General features: G+C 46.3%; 27 protein-coding genes. 17 read left to right on the plus strand and 10 right to left on the minus strand.

Annotated elements, in window-relative coordinates; translation table 11 throughout:
* Positions 1-26 precede the first annotated feature (26 nt).
* Together CB4_RS02265 and CB4_RS02270 are read right to left on the minus strand one after the other, a co-directional pair.
* Positions 27-221 carry a YwbE family protein gene (locus CB4_RS02265; RefSeq protein WP_096463399.1) on the minus strand — a complete coding sequence of 65 codons (195 nt, stop codon included), beginning with the start codon at positions 219-221 and terminating at the stop codon, positions 27-29.
* Positions 222-431, minus strand: a complete 210-nt coding sequence (locus CB4_RS02270) for a hypothetical protein (RefSeq protein ID WP_096463400.1) — start codon at positions 429-431, stop codon at positions 222-224.
* 96 nt (positions 432-527) lie between these two features.
* Here CB4_RS02270 and hrpB point away from each other — a divergent pair, with 96 nt between their 5' ends.
* Entirely contained in the window at positions 528-3,011 is a 2,484-nt protein-coding gene (gene hrpB, locus CB4_RS02275; protein ID WP_096463401.1) for an ATP-dependent helicase HrpB, read from the plus strand.
* Between the two features lie 48 nt (positions 3,012-3,059).
* On the opposite strand, the gene CB4_RS02280 is transcribed toward hrpB, so the two are convergent.
* On the minus strand, positions 3,060-3,596 hold the full coding sequence (locus CB4_RS02280) for a DUF420 domain-containing protein (protein WP_096463402.1): 537 nt from the start codon (positions 3,594-3,596) through the stop codon (positions 3,060-3,062).
* Positions 3,597-4,012: 416 nt separating this feature from the next.
* Between CB4_RS02280 and CB4_RS02285 the strand changes: the two genes are divergently transcribed.
* The 10 genes from CB4_RS02285 to CB4_RS02330 all read left to right on the plus strand — a co-directional run bounded on the left by CB4_RS02285 (position 4,013) and on the right by CB4_RS02330 (position 13,188).
* Positions 4,013-4,936, plus strand: a complete 924-nt coding sequence (locus CB4_RS02285; protein ID WP_096463403.1) for a cytochrome c oxidase subunit II — start codon at positions 4,013-4,015, stop codon at positions 4,934-4,936.
* Between the two features lie 24 nt (positions 4,937-4,960).
* Complete coding sequence (locus tag CB4_RS02290; protein ID WP_096463404.1) at positions 4,961-6,949, plus strand: cbb3-type cytochrome c oxidase subunit I; 1,989 nt, start codon at positions 4,961-4,963, stop codon at positions 6,947-6,949.
* On the plus strand, positions 6,949-7,551 hold the full coding sequence (gene cyoC / locus CB4_RS02295) for a cytochrome o ubiquinol oxidase subunit III (protein ID WP_096463405.1): 603 nt from the start codon (positions 6,949-6,951) through the stop codon (positions 7,549-7,551). The genes CB4_RS02290 and cyoC overlap by 1 nt, the downstream gene beginning before the upstream one ends.
* 1 nt (position 7,552) lies before the next feature.
* Positions 7,553-7,873, plus strand: coding sequence for a cytochrome o ubiquinol oxidase subunit IV (gene cyoD / locus CB4_RS02300; RefSeq protein WP_096463406.1), 321 nt, complete (start codon positions 7,553-7,555; stop codon positions 7,871-7,873).
* A 79-nt stretch (positions 7,874-7,952) separates the two neighbouring features.
* Positions 7,953-8,612: a GntR family transcriptional regulator gene (locus tag CB4_RS02305; RefSeq protein WP_172890752.1), complete on the plus strand. Its 660-nt coding sequence runs from the start codon at positions 7,953-7,955 to the stop codon at positions 8,610-8,612.
* Positions 8,613-8,686: 74 nt separating this feature from the next.
* The gene (locus tag CB4_RS02310) at positions 8,687-9,850 is read left to right on the plus strand and encodes an ABC transporter substrate-binding protein (protein ID WP_096463408.1); all 1,164 of its coding nucleotides are present in this window, start codon (positions 8,687-8,689) and stop codon (positions 9,848-9,850) included.
* 14 nt (positions 9,851-9,864) lie between these two features.
* Positions 9,865-10,746, plus strand: a complete 882-nt coding sequence (locus tag CB4_RS02315; protein ID WP_096463409.1) for a branched-chain amino acid ABC transporter permease — start codon at positions 9,865-9,867, stop codon at positions 10,744-10,746.
* Positions 10,746-11,720 (plus strand): branched-chain amino acid ABC transporter permease, encoded by a 975-nt coding sequence (locus tag CB4_RS02320; protein WP_231956228.1) that lies wholly within the window; start codon positions 10,746-10,748, stop codon positions 11,718-11,720. The genes CB4_RS02315 and CB4_RS02320 overlap by 1 nt, the downstream gene beginning before the upstream one ends.
* The gene (locus CB4_RS02325) at positions 11,717-12,481 is read left to right on the plus strand and encodes an ABC transporter ATP-binding protein (RefSeq protein ID WP_096463410.1); all 765 of its coding nucleotides are present in this window, start codon (positions 11,717-11,719) and stop codon (positions 12,479-12,481) included. The genes CB4_RS02320 and CB4_RS02325 overlap by 4 nt, the downstream gene beginning before the upstream one ends.
* 2 nt (positions 12,482-12,483) lie before the next feature.
* The gene (locus CB4_RS02330) at positions 12,484-13,188 is read left to right on the plus strand and encodes an ABC transporter ATP-binding protein (RefSeq protein WP_096463411.1); all 705 of its coding nucleotides are present in this window, start codon (positions 12,484-12,486) and stop codon (positions 13,186-13,188) included.
* A gap of 44 nt (positions 13,189-13,232) precedes the next feature.
* Here CB4_RS02330 and CB4_RS02335 read toward each other — a convergent pair whose 3' ends face one another.
* Complete coding sequence (locus CB4_RS02335; protein ID WP_096467594.1) at positions 13,233-14,579, minus strand: TrkH family potassium uptake protein; 1,347 nt, start codon at positions 14,577-14,579, stop codon at positions 13,233-13,235.
* Between the two features lie 26 nt (positions 14,580-14,605).
* Positions 14,606-15,355 carry a tRNA 2-thiocytidine biosynthesis TtcA family protein gene (locus CB4_RS02340; RefSeq protein WP_096463412.1) on the minus strand — a complete coding sequence of 250 codons (750 nt, stop codon included), beginning with the start codon at positions 15,353-15,355 and terminating at the stop codon, positions 14,606-14,608.
* A gap of 163 nt (positions 15,356-15,518) precedes the next feature.
* Here CB4_RS02340 and infC point away from each other — a divergent pair, with 163 nt between their 5' ends.
* The 5 genes from infC to CB4_RS02365 all read left to right on the plus strand — a co-directional run bounded on the left by infC (position 15,519) and on the right by CB4_RS02365 (position 19,882).
* A complete protein-coding gene (infC, locus tag CB4_RS02345) occupies positions 15,519-16,004 on the plus strand; it encodes a translation initiation factor IF-3 (RefSeq protein ID WP_096463413.1) in 486 nt (161 codons plus the stop codon).
* Between the two features lie 172 nt (positions 16,005-16,176).
* On the plus strand, positions 16,177-17,337 hold the full coding sequence (gene purT, locus CB4_RS02350) for a phosphoribosylglycinamide formyltransferase 2 (protein ID WP_096463414.1): 1,161 nt from the start codon (positions 16,177-16,179) through the stop codon (positions 17,335-17,337).
* Positions 17,338-17,436: 99 nt separating this feature from the next.
* A complete protein-coding gene (locus CB4_RS02355) occupies positions 17,437-18,012 on the plus strand; it encodes a TetR/AcrR family transcriptional regulator (RefSeq protein ID WP_096463415.1) in 576 nt (191 codons plus the stop codon).
* Between the two features lie 69 nt (positions 18,013-18,081).
* A complete protein-coding gene (locus CB4_RS02360; RefSeq protein WP_096463416.1) occupies positions 18,082-19,038 on the plus strand; it encodes an SDR family NAD(P)-dependent oxidoreductase in 957 nt (318 codons plus the stop codon).
* Positions 19,031-19,882 carry a DUF72 domain-containing protein gene (locus CB4_RS02365; protein ID WP_096463417.1) on the plus strand — a complete coding sequence of 284 codons (852 nt, stop codon included), beginning with the start codon at positions 19,031-19,033 and terminating at the stop codon, positions 19,880-19,882. Before CB4_RS02360 ends, CB4_RS02365 begins: the two co-directional genes overlap by 8 nt.
* A gap of 52 nt (positions 19,883-19,934) precedes the next feature.
* On the opposite strand, the gene pdxK is transcribed toward CB4_RS02365, so the two are convergent.
* The 3 genes from pdxK to putP all read right to left on the minus strand — a co-directional run bounded on the left by pdxK (position 19,935) and on the right by putP (position 23,234).
* Entirely contained in the window at positions 19,935-20,759 is an 825-nt protein-coding gene (gene pdxK, locus CB4_RS02370) for a pyridoxine/pyridoxal/pyridoxamine kinase (protein ID WP_096463418.1), read from the minus strand.
* A 98-nt stretch (positions 20,760-20,857) separates the two neighbouring features.
* The gene (locus CB4_RS02375; protein WP_157737762.1) at positions 20,858-21,676 is read right to left on the minus strand and encodes a methyl-accepting chemotaxis protein; all 819 of its coding nucleotides are present in this window, start codon (positions 21,674-21,676) and stop codon (positions 20,858-20,860) included.
* A 127-nt stretch (positions 21,677-21,803) separates the two neighbouring features.
* Positions 21,804-23,234 (minus strand): sodium/proline symporter PutP, encoded by a 1,431-nt coding sequence (putP, locus tag CB4_RS02380; protein WP_231956120.1) that lies wholly within the window; start codon positions 23,232-23,234, stop codon positions 21,804-21,806.
* 333 nt (positions 23,235-23,567) lie between these two features.
* Here putP and msrB point away from each other — a divergent pair, with 333 nt between their 5' ends.
* Complete coding sequence (gene msrB / locus CB4_RS02385; protein WP_096463421.1) at positions 23,568-24,539, plus strand: peptide-methionine (R)-S-oxide reductase MsrB; 972 nt, start codon at positions 23,568-23,570, stop codon at positions 24,537-24,539.
* Positions 24,540-24,595: 56 nt separating this feature from the next.
* On the opposite strand, the gene CB4_RS02390 is transcribed toward msrB, so the two are convergent.
* Positions 24,596-25,261, minus strand: a complete 666-nt coding sequence (locus CB4_RS02390) for a peroxiredoxin (protein ID WP_096463422.1) — start codon at positions 25,259-25,261, stop codon at positions 24,596-24,598.
* 122 nt (positions 25,262-25,383) lie between these two features.
* Entirely contained in the window at positions 25,384-26,067 is a 684-nt protein-coding gene (locus CB4_RS02395) for a queuosine precursor transporter (RefSeq protein ID WP_096463423.1), read from the minus strand.
* Positions 26,068-26,262 lie beyond the last annotated feature (195 nt).

Here is a 26,262-nt window from a genome sequence, read left to right on the forward strand (position 1 = left end):
AGGGTGAGCATTGAGCTCGCCCTTTTTCATTTGAAGATGGTTTTCACGCGCCCTACCTGTCCATCTTGCAGGCGTACTTTGATGCCGTGCGGATGAAAGCTGGATTTCGTCAGGATGTCCTTGACGATGCCGCGTGTTGTTTTTCCTGTTCGTTGATCCTGCTTCAGCACAATGTCGACTTCAATTCCAGGCGTGATATCCACCCGCTGCTGACCGTTCATTTAGACACCTGTCCGGCGGCGCTGGTTGTTTGCTTTCTTCGTTTGTTGGCTTTTCACCTTCTGACTGCCAGCAGCGCGCTGCGGCCCGTTTTGCGCTGCCTGCTGCGCCTGTTTCTTGCTGGCGAGCTTTTGTTTAATCGCATCCTGGAGACTAACTTTTTTCTTTTCAGTCGAAGCAGTATTTTGTTCGTTTTGTGTGGAATCAGACATGGTTATTATCCCCTCTATCATAAAAATTCGTGTGAATGTGCAAGCTTGCTTTTTGATATGATGATGTCAATACACTATACCACAGGGGGACGTGGCATGACAAAACTGCCAATTAAAGCGGTTATTTCCGATTTGCGGGAGGCGCTTCGTACCCGGCAGAACGCTGTACTTATCGCAGCTCCGGGTGCGGGCAAGACGACGCATGTGCCGCTTGCGTTGCTCGATGAGCCGTGGCTTACGGGACAGCGTATTCTCATGCTCGAACCGCGCCGTCTTGCTGCGCGTACCGCTGCACGCTACATGGCGGCTTCGCTTGGAGAGAAGGCGGGAGAGACTATTGGCTACCGCGTTAAAATGGATACAAAAGTAGGTCCTACTACAAGAGTTGAAGTCATTACAGAAGGTGTTCTAACCCGTCTGCTGCAGAATGATCCGGCACTTGAAGGAGTGGGACTTGTTATTTTTGATGAGTTTCACGAACGGAATCTGCATGCTGATCTGGGGCTTGCGCTTTGCCTGCAATCACAGTCACTCCTGCGGGATGATTTGCGCATTCTTGTTATGTCGGCCACACTGGAGACCGAACCGGTCGCAGCGCTTCTTAACGGCGCTCCTGTTATTGAGAGTGCGGGACAGGCATTTCCTGTTGAAACGTATTATGCCAAGCAGCTAATAAAAGGAACTGTTGAGGCCGCAGTTGTACAAACGATTCAAAAGGCTTTGCAGCAGCATAATGGCGATGTGCTTGTATTCCTGCCAGGTGCAGGCGAGATACGTCGAGTGGAAAGAATGCTTGTAGAGATAGAATGGACGGAACAAGTACGTGTTGCTCCGCTGTACGGCAATTTATCGCGAGACGAACAGGACCAGGCGATTGCACCAGGAAAACCGGGCGAGCGTAAAATCGTATTGGCAACCTCGATTGCGGAGACAAGCCTGACGGTTGAAGGGGTACGGATCGTTATTGATAGCGGTCTGATGCGTGTGGCGCGTTTCTCGCCACGTACGGGCATGACAAGGCTCGAAACGATCCGTGTATCCCGTGCATCGGCAGATCAGCGGCGTGGCCGTGCCGGGCGTCTATCGTCGGGTATATGCTTTCGTCTCTGGACGGAGGAGGAAGATCGGCAGCTTGCGGCGCGCCTTACACCGGAGATTCTTGAGACAGACCTGGCTCCGCTCACGCTTGCGCTGGCAGAATGGGGTGCGGAGCCAAGAGAGCTTCTCTGGCTGGATGCTCCCCCGATAGCAGCCTTGGCGCAGGCACGGGAGCTATTAATGCAGCTGGGTGCCCTTGGGGAAGATGGTACGATTACGTCCCACGGTCGCCAGATAGCCGAACTTGGTGTACATCCGCGCCTGGCTCATATGATGCTACGGGCTAAAGAACTTGCGCTTGGTGGCCTGGCATGTGAGCTGGCGGCGGTTCTCAGTGAACGAGATTTTGTCCGTGGGGAGAGACGGAACGCAGACACACGGCTTAGAATTGATCTGCTTCATGTGCGTAATAATCAGAGTACACCTTATCAAATAGACGAAGGGTTACGTCGGCGGATCTGGACGGAAGCAGAAGAGTGGAAGCGTCAGCTGGCGGTAAAGGACGAGACAGGCAAGAAGGGCGATTGGTGTGGGTTGTTGCTTTCGTTCGCTTATCCAGACCGCATTGCCCAGCGGCGCGAGAATGGGCGGTTTTTATTAAGCAATGGTCGAGGGGCGATGTTTGCAGAAGCGCAGGCAATGAGTATGTCTGTATATCTAGTAGCCGCAGAACTTGGAGATGACGTGCCGGAGAGTCGGATTTTTCTAGCTGCTCCGGTCGATATTCAAGACATTATCGAACATGCGGGTGAGCAGGTGAAAGAAGAACAGTGGATTGTCTGGGATCATTCTGCGCAGGCAGTTCGTGCGCGAAACCGCATGAGACTTGGGGCGCTGATTTTGTCAGAGACACCGCTTGTAAGCCCGAACCCGGATGATTGTCTGGCTGCGTTGCTTGCAGGAATTCGCGAAGAAGGGATGCGTATTTTCTCATGGAACAAGGCATCTAAGCAGCTGCGGGAACGTCTTGCTTTCTTGTATCAAGCGGGAGCGGAGACACTTGAAATGTCCGATGAGGCATTGCTGGCATCCCTCGAAGAGTGGGCTGCGCCACATGTATACGGGTTAAAAAGCCGGGCTGAGCTGGAACGTTTGAACATGAAGGATGTACTAGAGGGTATGTTGTCATGGGAAGATCGCCAGAAGCTTGATGCGGAAGCGCCGACACATATCATCGTTCCAAGCGGCTCACGCATTCCGATTGACTACAGTGATCCACAGCAGCCAGTCCTAGCCGTACGCCTGCAAGAAGTATTTGGATTGATGGAGACACCATGTATTGCGCGAGGACGGATTCCGCTTCTGATACATTTGCTGTCACCAGCTAATCGTCCGGTGCAGGTTACCCGTGATCTAGCTAGTTTTTGGTGCACTACGTATTTTGAAATTAAAAAAGACCTCAAAGGTCGGTACCCGAAGCATTACTGGCCGGATGATCCGCTGAACGCACTTCCGACTAATCGGGTGCGTCCACGGCAATAGCTAGCAAAAAAAGAACCGTCAGTGCGACGGTTCTTTTTGTCTGGGTCTCTATGAGTAATAGGGTGAGATCATGATATATACAATGACACCGGTAAGGCTGACATACAGCCAGAGCGGCATCGTCCAGCGAGCGATCTTCCGATGTTTGTCCACCTGCATATTCAGACCGCGTGTTACCGTAATAAGTGCCAGCGGAACGATAACAGCAGACAGAACGATGTGTGTGAGAAGAACGAAGTAGTAGATCGGTCGCAGAATCCCTTCTCCGCCATAGTGTGTAGATGGTGCCATTGCGTGATATGTTACATACGAGACAAGAAAAAGAGTTGTTGTTGTGAAAGCTGCAAAAATATAGCGGCGATGGCGCTGAATGTTTTTTTGTTTGATTGAATAGAGAGCAGCCACCAGGAAAATAAATGTGAAGCTATTCATGACAGCATTGAAAAACGGAAGAAACGTTAGATTAATGTCGCCAAGACCTTTGTATTTCGGCATGAAGTATAGAACAGCGACAAGTAAGTTAATGACAATTGTGAGAACCACAATAATCGGCGTATAATTGCGCTGTTTTACCTGTTGATTCATTGTTAAAATCACTCCTTGATCTCTCTTTAGTTTTAGCGTAGCCAATCGTCGACAAAAACAACGATTCACGTGTCTTATTGTAGCGCTTTTTTTGTGCATACACAGTAAGAAAAATGCAACATATTGTGAATTCGGAGAGTTTGTCCTATGTACACATACAAATGTATGAAAACAATGCTAAATCTTTGTCCGAAATTTATTCCTACATTAAATATTGCTCAGTTTTCATAGTCCTTTTTCTGACTTAAAAGAGTAGGTGTGGAGAATCTGAGAAAGTTTCGTGTTTCAATTGTGACGAATTGATGAATAATAGTAAAACGAACAAGCGGAGTGCGATTATCTCTGATATTATAAAAGCGCTATTAAATGTTCTACATCATCTTAGGGTGGATGCGTAAGAGAGGAGATGAAACAAGGTGAGCAAACAAAAGCTGCTACGTCGGTCTGGGTTTTTCATCATGGCAGCTTTGGCAATGGTCCTTTTGTCTGGATGCGAGCAATACATCGTGTTAGATCCAAAAGGTCCCGTTGCTGAAGTGGAATACCGAATGATTGTGATTTCCACAATTCTTTGTGCAATCGTCGTGATTCCGGTTCTGGCTATCTTCGCGTATGTCGTATATCGATTCCGTGATAAGCCAGGCAACAATGCACCTTATGCCCCGCATTGGGACGATAATAAGGTGCTTGAGATCATCTGGTGGGGGGTACCAATTGTCATTATCGGTATTCTGGGTTATTTCACAGCACGTGATACATTCGCTTTGGCGAACCCGCCAAAAACTGAAGAGCCACCAATGGTGATTCAGGCTACATCTATGGACTGGAAATGGGTATTCCATTATCCGGGCCAAGACATCGCTACGGTAAACGAAGTACACATGCCGGTTGGCAAACGGGTTGAGTTCCAGGTAACAGCAGACAATGCACCGATGAACTCTTTCTGGGTTCCGCAACTTGCAGGTCAGACGTACACAATGCCGGGTATGGCAATGAAGCTGGGCATACAAGCTAACCATGCAGGTGAATACTTCGGTTCAGGCGCTAACTTCACAGGCGCAGGTTTTGCACACATGCAGTTCAAAGTAATTGCAGAAGATCAAGCTAAGTTTGATCAATGGGCTGCCAATGTAAAACATACAGCCCCAGCTATGACTCGTGCAGATTATGACAAGCTTGTTACAACAAAAGGTCTTGCAGATAAAAAAGAGTACTCTTCTTATCCGAAAGGGATTTTTGAAGAGCGCGTTATGGAAAACGGTGGGGACAACCACACTGGCCACTTCGAACATAAAGAGGCTACAAAAGGTGAAAAGTCTCAAGAAAGTACGAATAAATAACGCGAAAGGAAGGAGGAAATCCATATGTTAGAAAACATCAAAACTTTCGCATCTACGTTTTTTGTTACGGGCGACCCGATGATTTATGGTGCGGATGTTTCGATTGTACTGGTCAGTCTTGCAGCTCTTTTCGTTCTGACATATTTCAAAAAATGGGGTTATGTGTGGCGCGAATGGATTACAACAGTTGACCACAAGAAGATCGGTACAATGTACTTCACCGCTGCTCTTCTCATGTTGTTCCGTGGCGGTGTTGATGCCCTGTTAATGCGTGTTCAGCTAGCAGCGCCGGACATGAAGCTCCTGCATTCTGAACACTATAATGAAATTTTTACAACGCACGGTACTATTATGATCCTGTTCATGGCGATGCCATTCATGTTCGCCCTGTTCAACTGGGTTGTGCCGTTGCAAATTGGTGCACGTGACGTTGCATTCCCGTTCCTGAACTCCGTAAGTTTCTGGTTGTTCTTCTTCGGTGCAATGCTATTCAACCTTTCGTTCGTAATCGGTGGTTCTCCAGACGCTGGATGGCTGAGTTATCCGCCGCTTTCGGAAAATGCATTTAGTCACGGACCAGGTCAGAACTTCTATATCTGGGGTGTCCAGATTTCTGGTATTGGTTCCCTTGCGACAGGGATTAACTTCCTTGTAACGATCCTTAAAATGCGTGCTCCGGGCATGAAATTGATGAAAATGCCGATGTTCACATGGTCTGTTCTGGCCGCCTGCATCATCATTATCTTCGCTTTCCCGGTTCTGACCATTTCTCTTGCACTGCTGTTTATGGACCGTTTCTTTGGCGCTCACTTCTTTACAATTGACGGTGGCGGTAACCCAATGATGTATGTCAACTTGATCTGGATGTGGGGTCACCCTGAGGTATACATCGTAGTTCTGCCAGCGTTCGGTATTTTGTCTGAAGTAGTAAGTACGTTCTCGAAGAAATCGATCTTCGGGTACAAATCCATGGTATTCGCCATGATGGTTATCAGCGTTGTTTCCTACTTCACATGGGTTCACCACTTCTTTACGATGGGTGCAGGCGCTGACGTTAACACATTCTTTGCTATTTCGACAATGGCCATTGCGATTCCAACAGGGGTTAAAGTATTTAACTGGCTGTTTACAATGTTCCGTGGTCGGATTGAAGTATCTCAGCCAATGCTCTGGGTAATGGGCTTTATTCCATGCTTCGTAGTCGGTGGTGCAACAGGGGTTATGCTTGCTGTCGCTCCAGCTGACTATCAGTATCACAACAGTTACTTCCTGGTTGCTCACTTCCACCAGACACTGATCGGTGGTGTAGTATTCCCGTATCTGGCGGGTCTGTACTACTGGTGGCCAAAAATCTTCGGCTTCAAGCTGAACGATCGTCTTGGTAAATGGGCGTTCTGGCTGTGGAACATCGGTTTCTATGTGTGCTTCATGCCGCAGTACGCTCTTGGTTTCATGGGTATGACTCGTCGTCTGTACACATACGGTTGGGACATGGGTTGGGCTCCGCTCAACATGGTGTCGACTGTTGGTGCGTTCCTGATGGGTGTCGGCTTCCTGTTCCAGGGCTGGCAGATCATTCACGGTATTCTGTATGCAGAGCGCAGCAACGCTACAGACTCTTGGGGCACAGGTCGCTCTCTTGAGTGGTCGATTCCATCTCCGCCGCCTGTATACAACTTCGCAGTTGTACCGCAGGTTAAAGGTTTCGACGATTGGTATCTGACTAAAGAAGAAATGAAAAAACCAGGTTACAAAGCAGAAAAACCACAGCTTGAATCGATTCATATGCCGAAGAATTCCGGTATTCCATTCGTAATGGGAGCATGCTGGTTCCTAGCAGGTTTCGGTCTGACAATGGAAACGGCGTTCTCATGGATGATCGTTCCAGGCGTGATTGGTCTTATTGGTGTAGGACTGTGTATGTTTGCCCGTTCTTTTAGCTATGACACGGATTATTATATTCCTGTTGACGAAGTTAAACGCACCGAGGCTTCATTGGGGAGGGTTGTATAATGGCACAAGCAGCTGCCCATGATCACCATCATGATCATACAGAACACGAGACATCTCTCAAGATGCTCGGGTTCTGGATCTTCCTTATCACGGACTGCATTCTCTTCGGTACGTTATTTGCAACCTTCGTTGTCCTGCGTACACACACGGACGGCGGTCCGACTGGTAAGGAACTGTTTGAGGTTCCTATATTTGTTGCTGAGACGTTTATCCTTTTGACAAGTAGTTTCACAAGCGGTCTGGCTGTACTGGCTATGAATAAGGGCAACCGCAATGCTCTTATTGGCTGGCTTGTAATCACAGCGTTGCTCGGTCTGGCATTCGTTGGTCTTGAGGTTAATGAGTTTGCTACACTTGCGCATGACGGTGCAACAATCAGCCGTAGTGCATTCCTGTCCGCGTTCTTTACACTTGTAGGTACACACGGTCTGCACGTTAGTATTGGTCTTTTGTGGATGACAGGTCTGATCTTCCAGCTTCTGCGCCGTGGCATTACAGGTGTAACGAAGCGTAAGATTATGATTATTAGCCTTTACTGGCACTTCCTTGACGCAGTGTGGATCTTCCTGTTCACTGTTGTTTACCTGATGGGGGTGATGTAAGATGTCGGCACACGAACATCAACACCATGAAGATCATGGTTCCGTAAAGTCGTATATTATTGGGTTTGTTCTGTCGATCATTCTTAGTATCATTCCGATTATGATCGTCGTGAAACACATGCTTAGCCCGGTTGCTACTATTGCATCGATCCTGGTGATGGCAGTTCTTCAGTTCCTGATTCAGCTGTTCTTCTTCATGCATATTCGTGAAGGAGAGCGCCCGCGCTACAACGTAATGGCACTCATTCTTGGTATGGTGTTTGTTGTTACAATCGTAGGTGGATCTATCTGGGTTATGTCTTTCAACTCTCAAGTACAATAATATGTATTTGGAGTAGTAGGGTCTCTGTGCTGCATCGCGGCACAGAGATTTTTTATATAAAGAAATGGAGTTGATGTGGATGGATAGTATTACAAAAGCTGAACCTCTGCATATTCAGGCATATCAAGTAATAAAAAGTTTGATTCTGCGACGAGAATATGGACCTGGTGAACGTATGGTAGAAGCAAGGCTGGCAGAACGTCTGGGTATTAGTCGGGGACCTGTTCGAGAAGCATTTCGGATGCTTATCCAGGACGGATTACTTGTACAGGGAGAGGGTTCTGTATATGTGTATCGACCTACTGTTAGCGATATCATAGAAGTGTTTCAATGTCGTGAAAGCCTTGAGGGACTTTCTGCGCGTCTTGCGGCAGCATTTCTTACGGCTGAAGACAGGCGTGAGCTTACCAATACGATCGAAAAAATGCGGGCGGCTATTGAGAGTAATAGACCAGATGAAGCGAGTGTGTGGGATCAGGCTTTTCATGATATTATTACCCGCGCGTCAGGCAACAGGCAGCTCATTGACTTGCTTACAGGTATTAAAGAAAAAGCCATTTATATGCGCAGTGTCATTCTCGAAAATCGATGTGATCTGTTTGTGACTGCGATCTCTGATCATGAAAGAATCGCTCATTCACTGGAGATGAAAAATAGCGAAGAAGCAGAGCGAGAAATGCAGGCACATATTCGCCGTACGATAAAAAGGTTCTTAGAACTTGTTAATGAAAACGCTTAACGTATGTTTTCAGTTGACAGAAAACTATAAAAAATGATATTTTTTTAAAAATACTATAAAAGGGGACTAGAGAGATGATTTCGAAAAAATGGATGAGTATAGCGGCAACAGCAGCACTTTCATTAGGGTTGTTGTCAGGATGTGGGGGTGGCACTCCGCAGAGTAATGCAGGAGGAAGTGGAAAGTCTTCGGGGGAGCAGACTGCTAAGATCGGGATTGTTTCTTTCCTTACAGGAAGCGGCTCTGCTTATGGAGAAGCCATCACAAATGGCCTGAAATTGGCACAGGACGAGCTGAATCAAGAAAATAAAGGAAAGCTTAAAGTTGACCTTGTGATTGAAGACTCAGCTGGTAAAAAAGATCAGGCAATCACAGCTACAAATAAGCTGATTAATAACGATAATGTAGTCGGTATTATTGGGCCTACACTTAGTGGTGAGATGTTTGCGGCTGCACCAGTGGCTAACCAGAATGGCGTACCGATCATGGGTACATCTACAACAGCGGAAGGGATTACCGATATTGGGGAGTATGTGTTCCGTAATGCGCTTCCAGAATCGACTGCGATTCCGCAAACAATCAAGAAGGTAGTTGAGAAAGAAAAAGTTAAGAAAGTAGCGCTCATGTATTCTAGCAACAATGATTTCTGTGTGTCGGGTTACAAGACAATGGAGAAGACAGCAAAAGAGCTTGGACTTGAAATTGTTGATACAAAAACATTTGCCGATGGGGATACAGACTACAGTGCACAACTGACATCTATTGCATCGAAAAAACCGGATGCAGTACTCGTATCTTCTCTGTATAAAGAAGGCGGCTTGATTCTTTCTAAAGCAAGAGAGATGGGGCTTAATGTTCCGTTTATCGGGGGTAATGGCTTTAACTCACCGCAGCTGGTTAAACAGGCAGGTGCAGCTGCTAACAATGCGTACGTAGGAAGCCCATGGTATCCAGGTGGTTCTGAGAAGGCTAATGCATTTGTAAAGAAATATGAGCAAAAGTATGGCAAGAAACCGGACCAGTTCGCAGCTCAGGCATATGACGCTCTTTATATCATGACCACATCCCTCAAAAATTCAGGCAAAGCAGATGACCGTGAAGCACTGAAGGAATCGTTGAAAAGTTTGAAAAATTTTGAAGGTGTAACAGGTAAGTTCAAGTTCGACGAAAAGCGTAACCCGGTGATGGAAGTTAAAGTCCTCCACATCGAAAATGGAGAATTTAAGTTAGTGAAATAAAGGGGATTGTTCGGATGCTGACACAACAGCTCATTAACGGATTAACCCTCGGAAGTACGTATGCCCTAGTTGCACTAGGGTATACGTTGATTTTCGGGGTCTTAGAAATTATTAATATGGCACATGGAGAGATCTTCATGTTCGGTGCATTTGTCGGACTGATGACGGTACTACACTATAAGGGATCACTCCTTATGGCAATCATAGCTGCTATTATTGCTACGATGTTGATTGGACTTTTAATGGAATGGATTGCACTGCGCCCATTGCGCAGACAGAAGGGTGCTTCGCACTTGGCATCTTTGATTAGCACAATTGGGATTTCTATTTTTCTCGAAAATTTGGCTCACAAGTTATTTGGACCAGAGACGCAGCCTTTTCCCATTCCGTTTACAAACGTAACGTATGAAGTGGGTTCGGTTCGCATTTCACTGGTCCAAATTATTATTTTCACTATTGCAGTTGCGGTGATGATCGCACTTCAGTTGTGGTTAGGCAAAACACGATATGGACGAGCTTTGCGTGCTACAGCGGAAAACATCGAGACGGCGGCGATTCTTGGGGTAAACACGCGAAGAATTATTTTGCTTACCGTACTGCTGGCATCTGCATTAGGCGGCCTGGCGGGTGTTCTCGTCGGGATGGGCTTTAATGCCGTTACGCCGACGATGGGCGTCTCTGTGGGCCTTAAAGGGCTTGCGATTATCATTCTGGGTGGAATGGGAAGCGTGCCAGGTGCGATGGTAGGTGGCCTGGTTCTTGGCGTAACAGAAGTACTGGCAGTTGTATACGGAGATTCCGCATATCGGGATGCGGTCGCATTCGGTATGATTATCGTAATTCTGCTTCTCAGACCACAGGGTATCTTCGGCTCCAAGCAGCCAGTTAGGCGGTGATTGCAGTGCATGACTTGTTAAATCCATACGTACTGCAAATTGGTATTTTTATTTTGGTTAACTGTATGCTGGCAATGAGCATGTATTTGCCGCTTTCAACCGGACAGCTCTCACTCGGAGCGGCTGGCTTCATGAGCATTGGCGCATATGCATCGGCGTTGCTGACGCTTAAACTTCAGCTACCGATGCCTGTAGGAATTATGGCAGGTGGCTTGCTTGCGGGTGTAGCTGGGCTTGTGATCGGGATTCCTGCTCTGCGATTGAGCGGGGTATACCTGGCGATTTGTACGCTCGGTTTTGGTGAGATGGTACGGGTTGTGTTGAATAACATGGAGATTACGAATGGGGCACTCGGCTTGAATGGTATTCCCCAGCTTGGACAATCTCTTGTAAAAATTCTTCGGGATATGGGAATTCAATCTAGAGCACTGGGGTTAAGCGTGCCGCAATTCTCCTCCCTTCTTACGATTATCGTGCTCATTGTTCTGCTGGTTCTGCTGATTTTATTCGTATATCGTCAGGGAAAATCCCGTGTAGGACGTGCATATGAGGCAATTCTCGGCGATGAGAGTGCCGCACAGGCAATGGGGATTAATGTGACATACTACAAAGTTCTTGCATTCGTACAAGGAGCCATGATTGCTGGTATGGCGGGGGCATTATCTGCGCATGTAACGTTCTTTATTAGCCCGGCAGACTTTAACTATCATAAAGCGGTTGAAGTTTTAATTTTTGCGGTGCTTGGCGGAAGTGGCGTAATCTGGGGGCCATTGCTTGGTGCAACCCTTCTGACACTGCTTCCAGAAGCGTTGCGCTTTGCGAGTGAATATCGGATGATGATTTACGGGGCATTGCTTGTCTTTATGATGGCATTCCGTCCGCAAGGGATTCTCGATGCTTCTACGTGGCGTCGATTGACCGCATGGCGTACGCGTAAACAAAAATCGGTCAATAAGAAAGGGGTGTCGTCATGAGTTTGAAACTTGAGAACGTAAGCAAGATTTTCGGCGGATTGGCGGCGCTGACAGAAGTAAGTTTTGAAGTGGAAAAAGGAGAGATTTTTGGTTTGATCGGTCCGAATGGGGCAGGGAAAACGACGTTATTTAATGTTATTACCTCGATTTTTCCACCGACTTCGGGCACTGTGTCATTTGAGGGTAAGGCGATTAGCGGTATGAAGCCGCATCAAATATCAGAACTTGGTATTACGCGAACTTTTCAGAATATTAAATTGTTTGACCATATCTCTGCCTTAGAGAATGTAATGGTAGGTGCACATGGCCGGACGAAGGCTGGTGTGCTCAGCAGTGTATTACGCACCCGTTCACAGAAGGAAGAAGAGCGTCGTACACGGGCGAGAGCTGAAGAATTACTTGATATTGTAGGTCTGGATGGATACGGAGATACAATCGCAGAAAATCTGGCATACGGTCAGCAGCGTCGTCTCGAAATCGCTCGGGCGTTAGCGACTGAGCCAAAGTTAATTTTGCTTGATGAGCCGGCGGCAGGCATGAATGAAAGTGAAACAGATGATTTGTTTCACCTGATCAAACGCATTCAGTTAATGGACGTAACGGTTGTACTGATCGAGCATGACATGAAGCTGGTAATGAACATTTGTGATCATCTGGCGGTTATTAACTTTGGGAAGAAAATCGCGGGTGGAAAGCCGGAAGATGTTCAGAATAACTCGGAAGTAATTGAAGCGTATCTAGGTAAGGAAGAGGATGAATAAGCATGTTAAAACTGACTGGGGTTGAAACATATTACGGCAACATTCAGGCACTGAAAGGCATCGATATTGAAGTAACGCAGGGAGAAGTTGTTACGATGCTCGGGGCGAACGGTGCGGGTAAGACGACGACCATGAAGACAATTGCGGGTGTACTCAAGCCAAAAGCGGGTCGGATTGAATTTATGGGAGAAGATATTACCGGGATGCGTCCTGACCAGCTTGTGCAGCGGGGCATCTCCCTTGTTCCAGAAGGCCGGGCGATTTTGTCTAAGATGACCGTGCTAGAAAATCTGGAGATGGGGGCGTTTCAGCGCCGTGATCATGAGGTGAAGCAAGATATCGAGAAAGTTATGGACCGCTTCCCGATTTTGCGCGAGCGTGTATCGCAGCTCGGAGGTACACTGTCCGGGGGCCAGCAGCAGATGCTGGCGATTGCTCGGGCGCTTATGTCGCGTCCGAAGCTGCTTTTGCTCGATGAGCCTTCTATGGGGCTTGCGCCACTCATTATCGCAGACATCTTCCGAATTATCCGCGAGATCAATGAGGAAGGAACAACGGTGCTTCTCGTTGAGCAGAACGTGCGTCAGGCGCTGAAGGTGGCACATAAAGGATATGTGCTGGAAACAGGCAGACTGGTTGCATCCGGTTCCTCGGAAGACCTGCTAAATGATCCAAAAGTAAAAGAAGCCTATCTCGGTGTAGGATAAGAAAAAGCAGGAGAGCCAGGCGCTCTCCTGCTTTTTTTGAGTATTTATCCAATCATCACGCGCTCTCCGGGGTAGCGAAGACGTGATTGTTGTTTGTTTTTGAAAATGAATAACAGAACCGGCACACCAATTCGACCCATAAACATAAGCAGAACAATGATGCACTGGCTAACCGTGGAAAGATTACTTGTAATTCCGAGTGAAAGTCCTGTAGTTCCGAATGCTGAGCATACTTCAAAAATAACTTCCATCACAGAAAAACGGTCATGCTCAAGAATTAGTAGAATAATAATGCTGGTGCATACGGTAATTGAGGAGACGGTAAAAACAACGAAGCTTTTGATAATGTCCGTCTGATACAAGGAGCGTCCCAATAATTGGACTTCTTGATGACCGCGTGCATATGCAATAACGGTAAGTACCATAATAGCAAGCGTCGTAGTACGAATACCCCCTCCTACGCTAGAAGGGCTTGCCCCAATAAACATAAACATGCTCATAAGGAACTGTGTAGGCGTACTAAAATCTGTCATGTTCATTGTTACGAGACCACAGCTTCGGGTTGTAACCGAATTGAATAATGCATAGAATATTTTTTCATGCCAGCTCATACCTGCGAATGCCTGGTTATTTTCGATTACCAGTATACCGATAAAGCCGGTTATAATCAGAAAGAAAAAGGTAAGCGTCGTAAGTTTCGTATACAAAGAAAAGCGAAACGGTCGAGATTTTTTAATGAAATATTCATATGCTTCGACAAGCACAGGGAACCCGATTGCACCAAGCATGATAAGTAGCATCGTAATACTTTGTACGAAATAATCATGCGAGAATCCGAGCATAGAATTCCCGAAAATATCGATCCCAGCATTCGTATACGAGGAGACACAATGAAAGAGTGCATAATAAAACGCTTCGTACCACGTAGCATAATAACCGGTTCCCCAGAAGTAAAATCCGAGAATAATCGTTCCAATTGCTTCAAAGAAAACAGCCATGCCAATTACGAGTTTCATCAACTGAACAAGCCCAGATAGATTATTTCGGTTCTGATCGGTCATGATGAGCATACGATACGAGAGTCCGATATTTTTTCCTAGCAGAATCCAGAGAAATGTCCCAAGCGTCATAATGCCAATCCCACCGATCTGACAGGCGAAAATCAGAACAAATGTGCCGAATACACTAAACGTATCGACAGGATTAACCGTAGCGAGTCCCGTTACACTTACAGCGCTTGTCGCAATGAAAAGCGCATCTATAAATGAAAGTGTAACGCCTTCTTTTAGACTAACAGGGAGCATCAGCAGGATGACAGATAGGAACGTTGCTAGAAAATAACCGCCCACAAGAAGTTGCTGGGCTGAAAAACGGTTGGAGAGTCTTTTCATGCTGCCCGTCCTTTCTTTTTCATACATTAGGCCTGATGTAGATGCCAGAAGTCTCCCATATCGGCTGTCTGAATGGCATGTAGAAACTTCTGCCGCAGATCCGGGTACTGGCTGCTTAGGCTATCAATCAACTGCTTTATCTCCTCCCGTTTCGTCTTTTTATTAGCCGGACATGGGTTTGTGATAATGGGAATGTTCCGGGTTTCGATGAAACGTTCAATCGTATCCTCTTCAATGCCAACGAGTGGGCGGATGAGCGTGATGTCCGCGCGGTCAAGATACGTTTTCGGATGGAAGGACCCCATTTTGCCGTTGAATAATAAGTTCATGAAAAATGTCTCCATTGCATCATCGAGATGATGGCCGAGTGCGGCCTTATTGCAGTCTAGCTCTTTCGCATATTCATACAGCGTACCGCGCCGCATATTGGCACAAAGGGAACACGGATTTTTCTCCTGGCGGATATCGAAGACGACTTTACCGATCTCCGTTTCTTTCACATGTAGCGTGTGACCCAGTTTCTCTACGAACTCGACAAGCGGGGACATATTCATTCCGGCAAACCCGAGAGAAAGGCTGATGGGTACAATTTCAAACCGGACCGAGAGCTGGCGCTGGAGGGCTGTAAGCACATAAAGCAGTGTCGAGCTATCTTTGCCGCCGGAGACACCGACAGCGATGCGGTCACCGTCTTCAATCATATGATAAGCTTGTACAATCCGCTGTGCCGGACGGACAAGTCGTTTTCGTTCTGTGTTCGAAAGCGTGAATTCCATGTGATAACTCCTTTAGGGGTGCATTTTGATTCTATCTTTCATTATAAAGGGATATGATCGAAAGAGTGAAGATATAGATAAATTCACAGGAATTCACTACAGCAGCCTGATGGGATAAACATGCTATAATCATCGTGCAACCATACAATAGAGGGGCGATACGATGATTTTGAATGAGAAAATTAAGGCATCAGAAGTGGAACTGACCGGCTTGGACGGGGAAGAACTCGGGATCATATCCACGAAAGAAGCGCTAAAGCTGGCAAAAGAAGCAGGAGTCGATCTCGTTTGTCTGTCGCTTGCATCCAGCCCGCCGCCGTGTCGGCTGATGGCGCGTCAGGATGCACAGCAGAAGAAGGTAAAAGAAAAACAGACCCAGCGCAAACAGGAAAAGGGCCCGAAGATTAAAGAAATTCGTCTCAATGCTGATATTGAAGAGCATGATTACGACACAAAAAAACGCCAGGCTGAAAAAATCATTCGTGGCGGTGACTGGGTACAACTCAATGTGAAGCTACAGCGCAAGGAGACGGAAGCAGCTCGCAAGCTTGTTTCGGAGTTAGCAGCTGATCTTGCGGAATGTGCCCAGCAGGAAAAAGGCATACAGGTAAGCGGCAAGCAGGTAAGTCTTACACTGCGTCCGCGCTAAGCGTTTTTTATAAGCCCGCGTATGCGGGCTTTCTTCTTTTTCTCCCTCTTTATGCTTAATAAAATTGAAAAAATGTTCGTTCTATACACGAATAATCGAATATTATATTGTGCTATTGTTGGTATCGTTCGTATATAATGTGCTTATAAAGATGAAATAGAGGGAGGATACTATGTATCATTCTAAAAAAATAATGTTGCTTGGATCAGGAGAATTAGGCAAAGAGGTCATGATTGAAGCGCAAAGGCTTGGAATCGAAACGATTGCGGTTGATCGGTATGCAGATGCTCCGGCTATGCAAGTCGCTCATCGCAGCTATGTGATTGATATGCTGAATCCAAAGGAGATTCGCCAAATCGTTGAAGCAGAAAAGCCAGATTTGATTGTTCCGGAAATTGAGGCGATTGCTACATCAGAGCTAGTCAAGCTAGAAGAAGAAGGATATCATGTCATTCCAACAGCACGAGCTACCAAACTGACCATGGATCGTGAAGGGATTCGACGATTAGCTGCCGAAACATTACAGCTTCCTACCGCACGTTATCAATTTGCTGATACATATGAAGAATTCCAGCAGGCGGTTCAGGCAATGGGATTCCCGTGTGTCGTGAAGCCTATTATGAGTTCATCTGGCAAAGGTCAAAGCATTTGCCGCAGTGAAGCAGATCTGGAGAATTGCTGGCATGTAGCGCAAGAAGGAGGACGGACGAAAAACGGAAAAGTGATTGTGGAAGAATTTATCCGTTTTGAATCGGAAATTACGCTTCTTACCGTTCGTGCTGTAAATGGGACATTGTTTTGCCCTCCGATTGGCCATATTCAACAGGATGGGGATTACATTGAGTCATGGCAGCCACATAACATGACAGAAGAGCAGATCACAAAAGCGAAAGAAATTGCAAAAACCATTACGGATGCTCTTGGTGGATACGGCGTGTTCGGTGTCGAGCTTTTCCTCGCCAAAGATCAAGTGTATTTTAGCGAAGTTTCCCCTCGCCCACATGACACGGGCCTGGTAACCCTTGTTACCCAAAATCTTTCTGAATTTGCGCTGCATGTTCGAGCGATTTTGGGCTTTCCGATTCCTGAGATTACATTGAACACACCAGGAGCAAGCCGCCCATTTAAGGCACAAGAAGAGTTGGACGACTATCGGATCGAGGGAGTAGAGCAAGCGTTGGCGACTCCGAATACGCAAATTCGAATCTTTGGCAAACCAGTCACAAAAGTCGGTCGTCGCATTGCCGTCACACTCTCTTCTTCTACTACGGTGGAGGAAGCAAGAAAACAAGCCAAACAGGCACTGGATCAGTTGGTGCTTCGAAAATCGTAATCGCATGTTTTTTATAAGCCCGCATATGCGGGCTTTACTTTTTAGAAGGATATGGTAACGTTTAATTATACAGTGGTTAATTAAGAAGGGAAGATACTTGTGGCAGCAAGAAAAGCGGTTGAGCAGGAATTGAGCCGGGAACGTATTCTAGAAGCTGCGCGTGATTTGTTCGTGCAGCATGGGTACCAGAGTGTTTCCATGCGGCAGATTGCTCGAGAATTAGGGTACAGTCATGGTGCTATTTATTATCACTTTAAAAACAAAGCAGAGCTGTTTTATGCGCTCGTGCAGCAGGACTTTTTGTTGCTAGATACGACGCTTGAGGAGCTGATTGCTTTGCCGCAAACAACAGCAGGCGAGAAGTTGCGTCGCATTCTGCTTGGATTCATTGAGTTTGGTCTGCGCCATCAGAGTCATTATGAGATCATGTTTTTGATTAAGGACGAAGAGGTCAAAAGCTATCTTCATCAGGCACCGAATGAAAGTTATGAAAAATTTTCCCGTGTTGTTAGCGATTTGAGTGAGAATAAAGTGAGCATTTCTGCAATGTGGTCGTTATTTTTGTCTCTTCATGGATTCATTTCCCATTATTGTAGGTCTGGGCAGACGTTTGAAGAGGTGGAAGAACTGGCAAAAGCGCACGTATCGTATATTTTGCAAGGAATAAGTAAGTAAATGTGCAGAAATGAGGCAGAAATTTTTTTATCTATTAATTGACCATAGGTTAATAAGGAGGGATAAGAAATGAAGAAAGCATTAGTGTTGGGAGCTTCTGGTGGTATGGGTGATGCGCTTGTACGTGAACTGGTGAGCAGGGGGATTGAAGTAGTTGCGTTTGCGAGAAACAATAACAAGCTTGCGATGTTATTCGGGCACATGGTAGATGTAACGATGGCAAGTGGGGATGCTCGTAATGAGCATGATGTCGAAGAAGCCGCTCGTGATGTAGACGTGATCTTTCACACTGTTAGTGTGCCTTATAAGGATTGGATTGAAGGACATCCGCTCATTATGAAAAATGCGGTGCAGGCGGCACAAAAAAATAGTGCAAAGCTTGTTCTAATTGATAATATTTATGCATACGGAAGAAGTTCAGGTGCATTGGTAGGGGAAGAAGCCACGCGGCAGCCGCATACAAAGAAGGGGCGTATCCGGGTAAAAATGCAACAGATAGCAGAAGAAGCGCACGCTTCTGGTATACCGACAATGGTGCTTCACTTCCCTGATTTCTATGGGCCGAATGCGCATAATACGATTTTGAGCCACACACTTCAGGCGGTGCTTGCTGGGAAGCGTGCCATGTTCGTTGGCAACAAGAATGTGCGGCGTGAGTATATTTTTACACCAGATGGAGCGAAGGCAGCTGCGGAACTGGCGCTTCGAGACGATACGTATGGAGAGCGCTGGAACATCCCAGGTTCCGGCGTAGTATCGGGACATGAATTAATTGCGATGATTCGCGAGCAAACAGGGTATACCAAAAGCATAGGAACAGTTACGACAGGCATGATACGCTTTCTAGGATTATTCAGCCGTGATATGCGAGAGATTGCTGAGATGATGTATCTGACAGAAGAGCCAGTTGTGCTATCCGGTGCCAAGTATGAAGCGCGTATCGGTCCATTGCCACAAACATCGTATAAGGAAGGATTGCGGCAAATCGTGCAGGCGATGAAGACAGGAAGGATGACAGATGATTAATATTGGTCTTACCGGCTGGGGAGATCATGACGATCTGTATAAGGGAGTCAAAGTAAAAAGTAGCGAGAAGCTTACGGTATATAGCGCTCATTTCCCGGTTGTCGAAGTAGACAGCTCGTTTTATGCCGTACAGCCGATCAAAAACTACGTGAAGTGGAATCAAGAAACGCCGGATGGATTCGGTTTTGTTGTGAAGGCGTATCAGGGAATGACCGGACATTTGCGCGGTAAAAAACAGTTTTTTAGCAGCATGGGTGAGATGTTTGATGCGTTTATTCAATCCATTCAGCCGGTTATAGAAGCAGGAAAACTCAAGGCAGTGCTATTTCAATATCCACCGTGGTTTGACTGCAATGGGAAGAATATCGGAATTTTGCGCTACACAAGAGAGAAAATGAAAGATATACCCATCGCACTTGAATTTCGAAATCAGACATGGTTTGATTCCGTACGGCGGGAGCAGACGCTTGCCTTCATGGAGAAAGAAGGGTGGATTCATAGTATCTGTGACGAGCCGCAGGCCGGGATGGGATCGGTCCCTACTGTGTTACATGCGACCAGTCGAAAGCTTACCCTTGTTCGTATGCACGGGCGTAATGTAGCGGGCTGGCATTCGAGTGGACAGCCGAACTGGCGTGAAGTGCGTTATCTGTATCGCTATAATGAAACAGAGCTTCAGGAGTGGAAAGAAAATCTAGAACAGCTTCAGCAACAGACAAATGAAATTTGTGTGATTTTTAATAACAATTCTGGTGGTCATGCGGCTGGCAATGCCAAGCAACTGATTGATATGCTCGGTATTACATACGACAATCTTAATCCACAGCAGCTTGGTTTATTTTAACGATGTTTCATAGAAAAAGAGTGCCCAAGGAAAAGGCACTCTTTTTCTATGCTTATTTTACAGCTAGTTCTGCCTGACGACGGTATGCGCCGTGATGAGTTGGGCCTACATATTTGTTAAGGGCAAAAGAATGGCGAATCGCCGCAGTAATGAATTCTTTCGCGGTTTCAATTGCTTCACGCACTGGTTTTCCTTTTGCCAGCTCTGCTGTAATTGCAGCGGAATAGGTGCAACCAGCACCGTGGGTGAATGTGGTCTCGAAACGATCTGATTCAAGCACTTCGAATGTTTGTCCATCGTACAGAACGTCGACAGCTTTCTCATGCTGGAGCTTGCCGCCGCCTTTTACGATAACATATTTCGCACCGAGTTCCTGAATTTTCGCGGCGGCTTGCTTCATATCGTCTACCGTTTTGATTGGAGCCAGTCCGCTTAGTTGTGCGGCTTCAAACAGGTTTGGTGTGACAACGAGCGATTTTGGTACGAGTACGTCGCGCAGGCATTCATTCGTTTCTGGATGCAGGGCTTCGTCTGCTCCTTTACAAACCATAACCGGGTCTACAACAACATTTTTCAAGCCGTATTGCTCAATTTTACGGGCAACGAGTTCAATGATTTCAATAGAACCAAGCATGCCTGTTTTCATTGCATCTACGCCAATTCCAGATAGTACGGTTTCGATTTGTGCTTCTAGTGTTGTAAGATCAATCGGAAATACGTCATGGAACCAATCGCGTTTCGGGTCTTGCGCTACGATAACAGTGAGCGCTGTCATGCCGAATACGCCGAGTTCCTGGAATGTTTTGAGATCTGCTTGCATGCCAGCTCCGCCGCTTGTATCGGAACCTGCGATGGTAAGTGCTTTATAGATAGTCATGTAGATTACTCCTTATTCCGTACGAAATTTTAGGTTTTTAATAAATTGTACGAGTTTCTCTACATTATATCAACCATATCGTGGAGTACAAGCGAATGCTAATCGATTTTTGCTAGTTTATGCAGATCAGTAGACATCGTTTGTAATTCATTGACCATGTCAGTCATCTGCTGAATGGTGGACGTCGTTTCTTTGGAAAAGCTAGAGAGTTCCTCGATTTCCTTATTGATGGTTTGAACGTTCTTGCCAAGTTCACCAATAAAATCATTGATGCGTCGAGTTGAGTTACCGCTATCATCCGCGAGTCGCTGGATTTCTTTAGCCACCACAACAAAGCCCCGCCCGGCTTCTCCAGCTCGTGCTGCTTCGATGTTGGCATTCAAACCGAGAATTTTCGTCTGGTTGGAAAGCTGGGAGATGGTGCTGACGATTTCAGTGGTACGTTTGACGGAGTCATTCGATACGCGAGCCGATTCATTAATGCGTTCGGTGGAGGTCGAGACCTGTTCCGACATTGAATAGATCGTATCCATTGTATGCTTCATCTGTTCCATAGCAGTAGAAAGACGTGCTGCCATGTCTTTCATCTGATTTTCTTTCTCAACCGGACGGATGGCGGTCAGGCAACCGACAAGTTCGCCCTGATCATGAATCGGGAGGCTGGTTACGGTATAAGGAACGCCATACAAAGTTGTGTCTGTAATATTAGCTACAACTTTTTGGCTTGTTTCTAAGGCTCGCATAGTACCGCTACCTGGTTTGACAGGCTCATGATGTTTTATCTTAAAGTCGAGATGCTTACTGGCACTATAAAAAATGAATTTTTCCAGGTCAGAAATGGCAATTAAATATTCGTGCCCGGTTGCTTCCTGAATAATGGGGAAAATTGTACAGAGTGTTTTTAAATAAGTAGACATGTATACACCACTTTTCTGATGGAGTTTTATACCTACAACTATTCTCGATTTCGAGGCCAATTCCTCTATACACGGCATAGCAAAACCCTTCGCTAAGAAACGAAGGGTTTTTTATGAAAAGATTTTCTTATGTCATCTGGCGCGCTTGCTCAAATTCGGATTCAATGCGCGTATTTGGCTTAGTCGTAAGAAGGCTAACGAGTACAATCGCCAGCAGGCTCATGGTGAAGCCCGGTATCATTTCGTACAGTTTGGTTGCGGTAAACAGCGGGACATTCGTCCAGATGATTACAGCAGCTGCCCCGGCAATCATCCCGGCGAGAGCGCCCCAGCGGTTCATGCGTTTCCAGTAGAGACTTAAGAGAATAACCGGACCAAATGAAGAACCGAAGCCTGCCCAGGCATAGCCCACCAGATTTAGAATGGTATCATTGCGATTAAAGGCGATGATGACTGCTACAATGGATACAAGCAGTACGGATAAACGGCCTACGAGCATCAGCTCTTTATCGGTCGCTTTCCGACGGAAGAAAGTTTTGTAGATGTCTTCTGTCAGTGAGCTCGACGTTACCAGAAGCTGTGAGGATATTGTACTCATAACAGCTGCGAGAATGGCCGCCAGCAAGAAGCCAGTAATGATTGGATGAAACAAAATTTTGCCGAGCTCGATAAATACGGTTTCCGGGTCAGCAAGTTTGATGCCCTGTCTAGAGAAGAATGCAATCCCGATCAAGCCTGTGAACATAGCGCCAGCAACAGAGAAAATCATCCAGCCCATGCCGATACGGCGGGCTTTTTTAATTTCTTTTACAGATGAAATCGCCATAAAGCGCACGATAATATGCGGCTGACCAAAGTATCCGAGTCCCCAGGCGAACAAAGAAATAACACCAATAAACTGTGCACCCTGGAATATGTTTAAGAGTTGCGGATTAATGGAATGAATGGTCGAGAATGTGTCAGATAAGCCGCCCGTATAGAGAATTGTAACAGTTGGGACAAGGATGAGGGCGATCACCATAATTAAGCCCTGCACGAAGTCTGTCCAGCTGACAGCCAGGAAACCTCCGAACAGCGTATAAGCAACGGTAACACCTGCCACAACCCATAAGCCTGTATGATAATTCATGCCGAATGTGTTTTCAAATAAAACCGCACCGGATACAAGGCCGGACGATACATAAAACGTGAAAAAAACCATAATAACAAGGCCGGAAATCAGTCGTAGCATGTTGGATGTGTCGCCGAAGCGGTTGGCCAAAAATTCTGGGATCGTAATAGAGTTGCCTGCTACTTCTGTATATGTGCGAAGACGTGGCGCTACATACAACCAGTTGGCGTAGGCACCGAGTGTGAGTCCGATCACGATCCACGATGAGCTGAGGCCTTGAGAAAACATTGCACCTGGAAGACCCATCATAAGCCAGCCGCTCATATCGGAGGCACCGGCACTTAATGCCGTAACAGCTGGTCCGAGCGTACGACCGCCAAGCATATAGTCTGACAGATCAGAGGTACGCTTATACGCATACCAGCCAATCAGTAGCATTCCGGCCATGTACAAGATAATTGAAGATAATAACAATGTGATGTCTTGCTCCCTTCTCTTTCTATGATGTTTTGGTTGTAAATCAATAATTATGCAAACTGTTTTATTATTATATAATTATGCCACAGAAAATCACATGAAATTTTCTGAAATACGCGCAGTAAAACATGATCTTTCATGTTTATTTTTGGATAAAAACTGTGATGATTAGCTAAATGAGGAGAAACTACATAAGGAAAGCATATTGAACAGGCAACTTGTCTTTTCTACGTTCGTCAGTTGTCTTATGATAAAATCAGCCGAAGTATGGTTTAGCAGCTACTTAATAGAAGGAGGGATTTGATGAGCACGACAGGAAGCGGGTATGTGGAGCTGGCGACATTTGCGGGTGGATGTTTCTGGTGCATGGTAGCCCCATTTGAGGAACAGCCGGGAATTATAAAGGTAGTATCCGGCTATACAGGCGGGCATACGGAACATCCAACGTATGAAGAGGTATGTTCAGATACGACGGGTCATTATGAAGCGGTACAGATTACATTTGAACCGGATGTATTTCCATATACGAAGCTGCTCGAGACCTTCTGGCAGCAAATCGATCCGACCGACCCGGGCGGACAATTCCATGATCGGGGTCAGTCGTATCAGACGGCGATTTTTTACCACAGTGAACGGCAGCGGGAGGAAGCAGAAGCATCGAAGCAGCAGCTTGCAGCAAGCGGACGGTTTGATAAGCCGGTCGTAACGGAGATTCTTCCTGCTGAGCCGTTCTATTCGGCTGAAGATTACCATCAGGCTTACTATAAAAAAAATCCGATGCATTATAAGGCATATCGGTATGGCTCAGGGCGGCAGGCGTTTATTGAGGAACACTGGAATTCGCAAAAAGACAAAGAAATGCTTAAGCAGAAGCTTACGCCGATGCAGTATGAAGTAACACAGAACAACGGAACAGAACCGCCGTTCCGTAATGAATTTTGGGATCATAAGCAAGAAGGGATTTATGTGGATATCGTATCTGGAGAGCCGCTGTTTAGTTCATTGGACAAGTTCGACTCCGGTTGTGGCTGGCCGAGTTTTACGAAGCCGTTGCAGACGGAACAGGTTAAGGAGAAGATGGACTTTAGCCATTTTATGGTGCGTACAGAAGTGCGTAGCAAGGAGGCGGATTCTCATCTTGGTCATGTGTTCCATGATGGGCCAGCCCCAACTGGATTGCGCTACTGCATTAACTCTGCAGCTCTTCGCTTTATTCCGAAGGAGGACTTGGAGCGGGAAGGGTATGGGACATATAAAAAGTTATTTAACTCATAGCAAACAGACCTGTTTCTATTTAGTAGAAGCAGGTTTGTTTTATCTGGGTGCGTATTTCACGAAGTATGATTTTTAAAGCAAAACCACCAGTCATAACAAGAGATTTCTTGTTTCGCACACTGTTCATTTCGCTTGGCGATTTCCTGTACGCTATCTGCAGGCGGAACGATCAGGTGGCTACCAATCAGCTCATTACATGGCCAGTTAGCTGGGGTCGCAGCCTTTTGAGAGGTTGCGGTTTGCAGAGCTTGCACGGCCCGAAGAATCTCTGATATATTGCGGCCAACTTCTGCCGGATACTGTAGGATAAGCCGAATAACACCGCGGTCATCAATAATGAATACGGAGCGAACTGTAGCGGTTCCGTGCTCTGGATGCATCATGCCAAGACGGCGTGCGGTATGTCCGAGAGCATCCGCGATGACTGGAAATGTAATATTTACATTCAAGTGCTTGCGAATCCACTCAATCCATTTCAGATGACTGAAAACCTGATCAACAGAAAGACCGATGAGTTCACAGTTCAGGGCAGCGAATTGCGGGCGCATCGTTTCGAATGATACAAACTCGGTTGTGCATACAGGCGTGAAGTCTCCGGGATGGCTGAACAGGATAAACCATTTTCCCTGATAGGCATCCGGAAGTTTGATTGTGCCGAGTGTTGTTTTAACAGTGAGAGATGGGAAGGGATCGCCGATGACGGGAATACGAAAATCCGACATGAAGCATCGCACCTTTCATGGAATAGTCACCACATCGTATTCAATTTCTAGGCGGATGTTGCAGAGTAGGCTATCATATGTAGGAAACCCCCGGCTCTTCTCATATGAGCCGGGGGTTTATTCTAGTCGTTCTGATCTACTTTAAATGTTCGCGCCACATACAGAACCGGCGTTGAAGCAAGCGAGATCACAAACTTAATCAAATACGTGCTAATCAAGATTTGCCACCACACATGCCATGGATGAAAAAATGCAAATGCGACTGTGCAGAATACAAGGGAGTCCACAAACTGGCTGATGATCGTACTTCCGTTGTTGCGAATCCAGAGCTGATTATATTTTGGGAACGCCTTTTTTAGCATCGTATAAATACGTACATCAAGAAACTGACTGATGAAATATGCCAGTAGGCTGCCGAGTGCCAGGCGAGGCATCAGACCGAATAATTTCTCAAGCGGCTTCTGTGCAAAATCATCGGCAGTTGGTTCGAATACAAGTACCATCTGCATAATAATCGTCGTCATAATGAGCGTAAAAAAGCCAAACCAGACCGCTTTTTTGGCTGCTTTTTCGCCGTATTTCTCGTTTAGCAGATCACTGGTCAAATAAATGGTGCCATACATCGTATTCCCAAGCGTCATCACAATGCCAAGCATTTCGATTGTTTTGGTAACTTGAATATTGGCAAGTACGGTTGCCACCCCGATCCAGGCGTATAGTCCAGTCCGCCCGAAGAAGCGATAGCAGAGCAGGAACAAGGCAAAGTTCACGATGACAAACAGAGCCCCGTAATAAAAGTTAAACATGTTACATGAATCCTCCTTAGTTTTGGTAACGCGGGAGTTTGCGAACCGCGTTCGGACTGTGTCCGAGCATCAGATCATTTTAGTACTGTTGTTGTGGAATTACAATAAGAATTTGGGGGGCGATTTGCAGATGTATTTTTCCTTGCCTGGTTCATCTGAATAAATAGGTGGTTAATAACATACATTACAGAACGT

Source organism: Aneurinibacillus soli (genome assembly GCF_002355375.1).
GTDB classification, from domain to species: Bacteria; Bacillota; Bacilli; order Aneurinibacillales; family Aneurinibacillaceae; genus Aneurinibacillus; species Aneurinibacillus soli.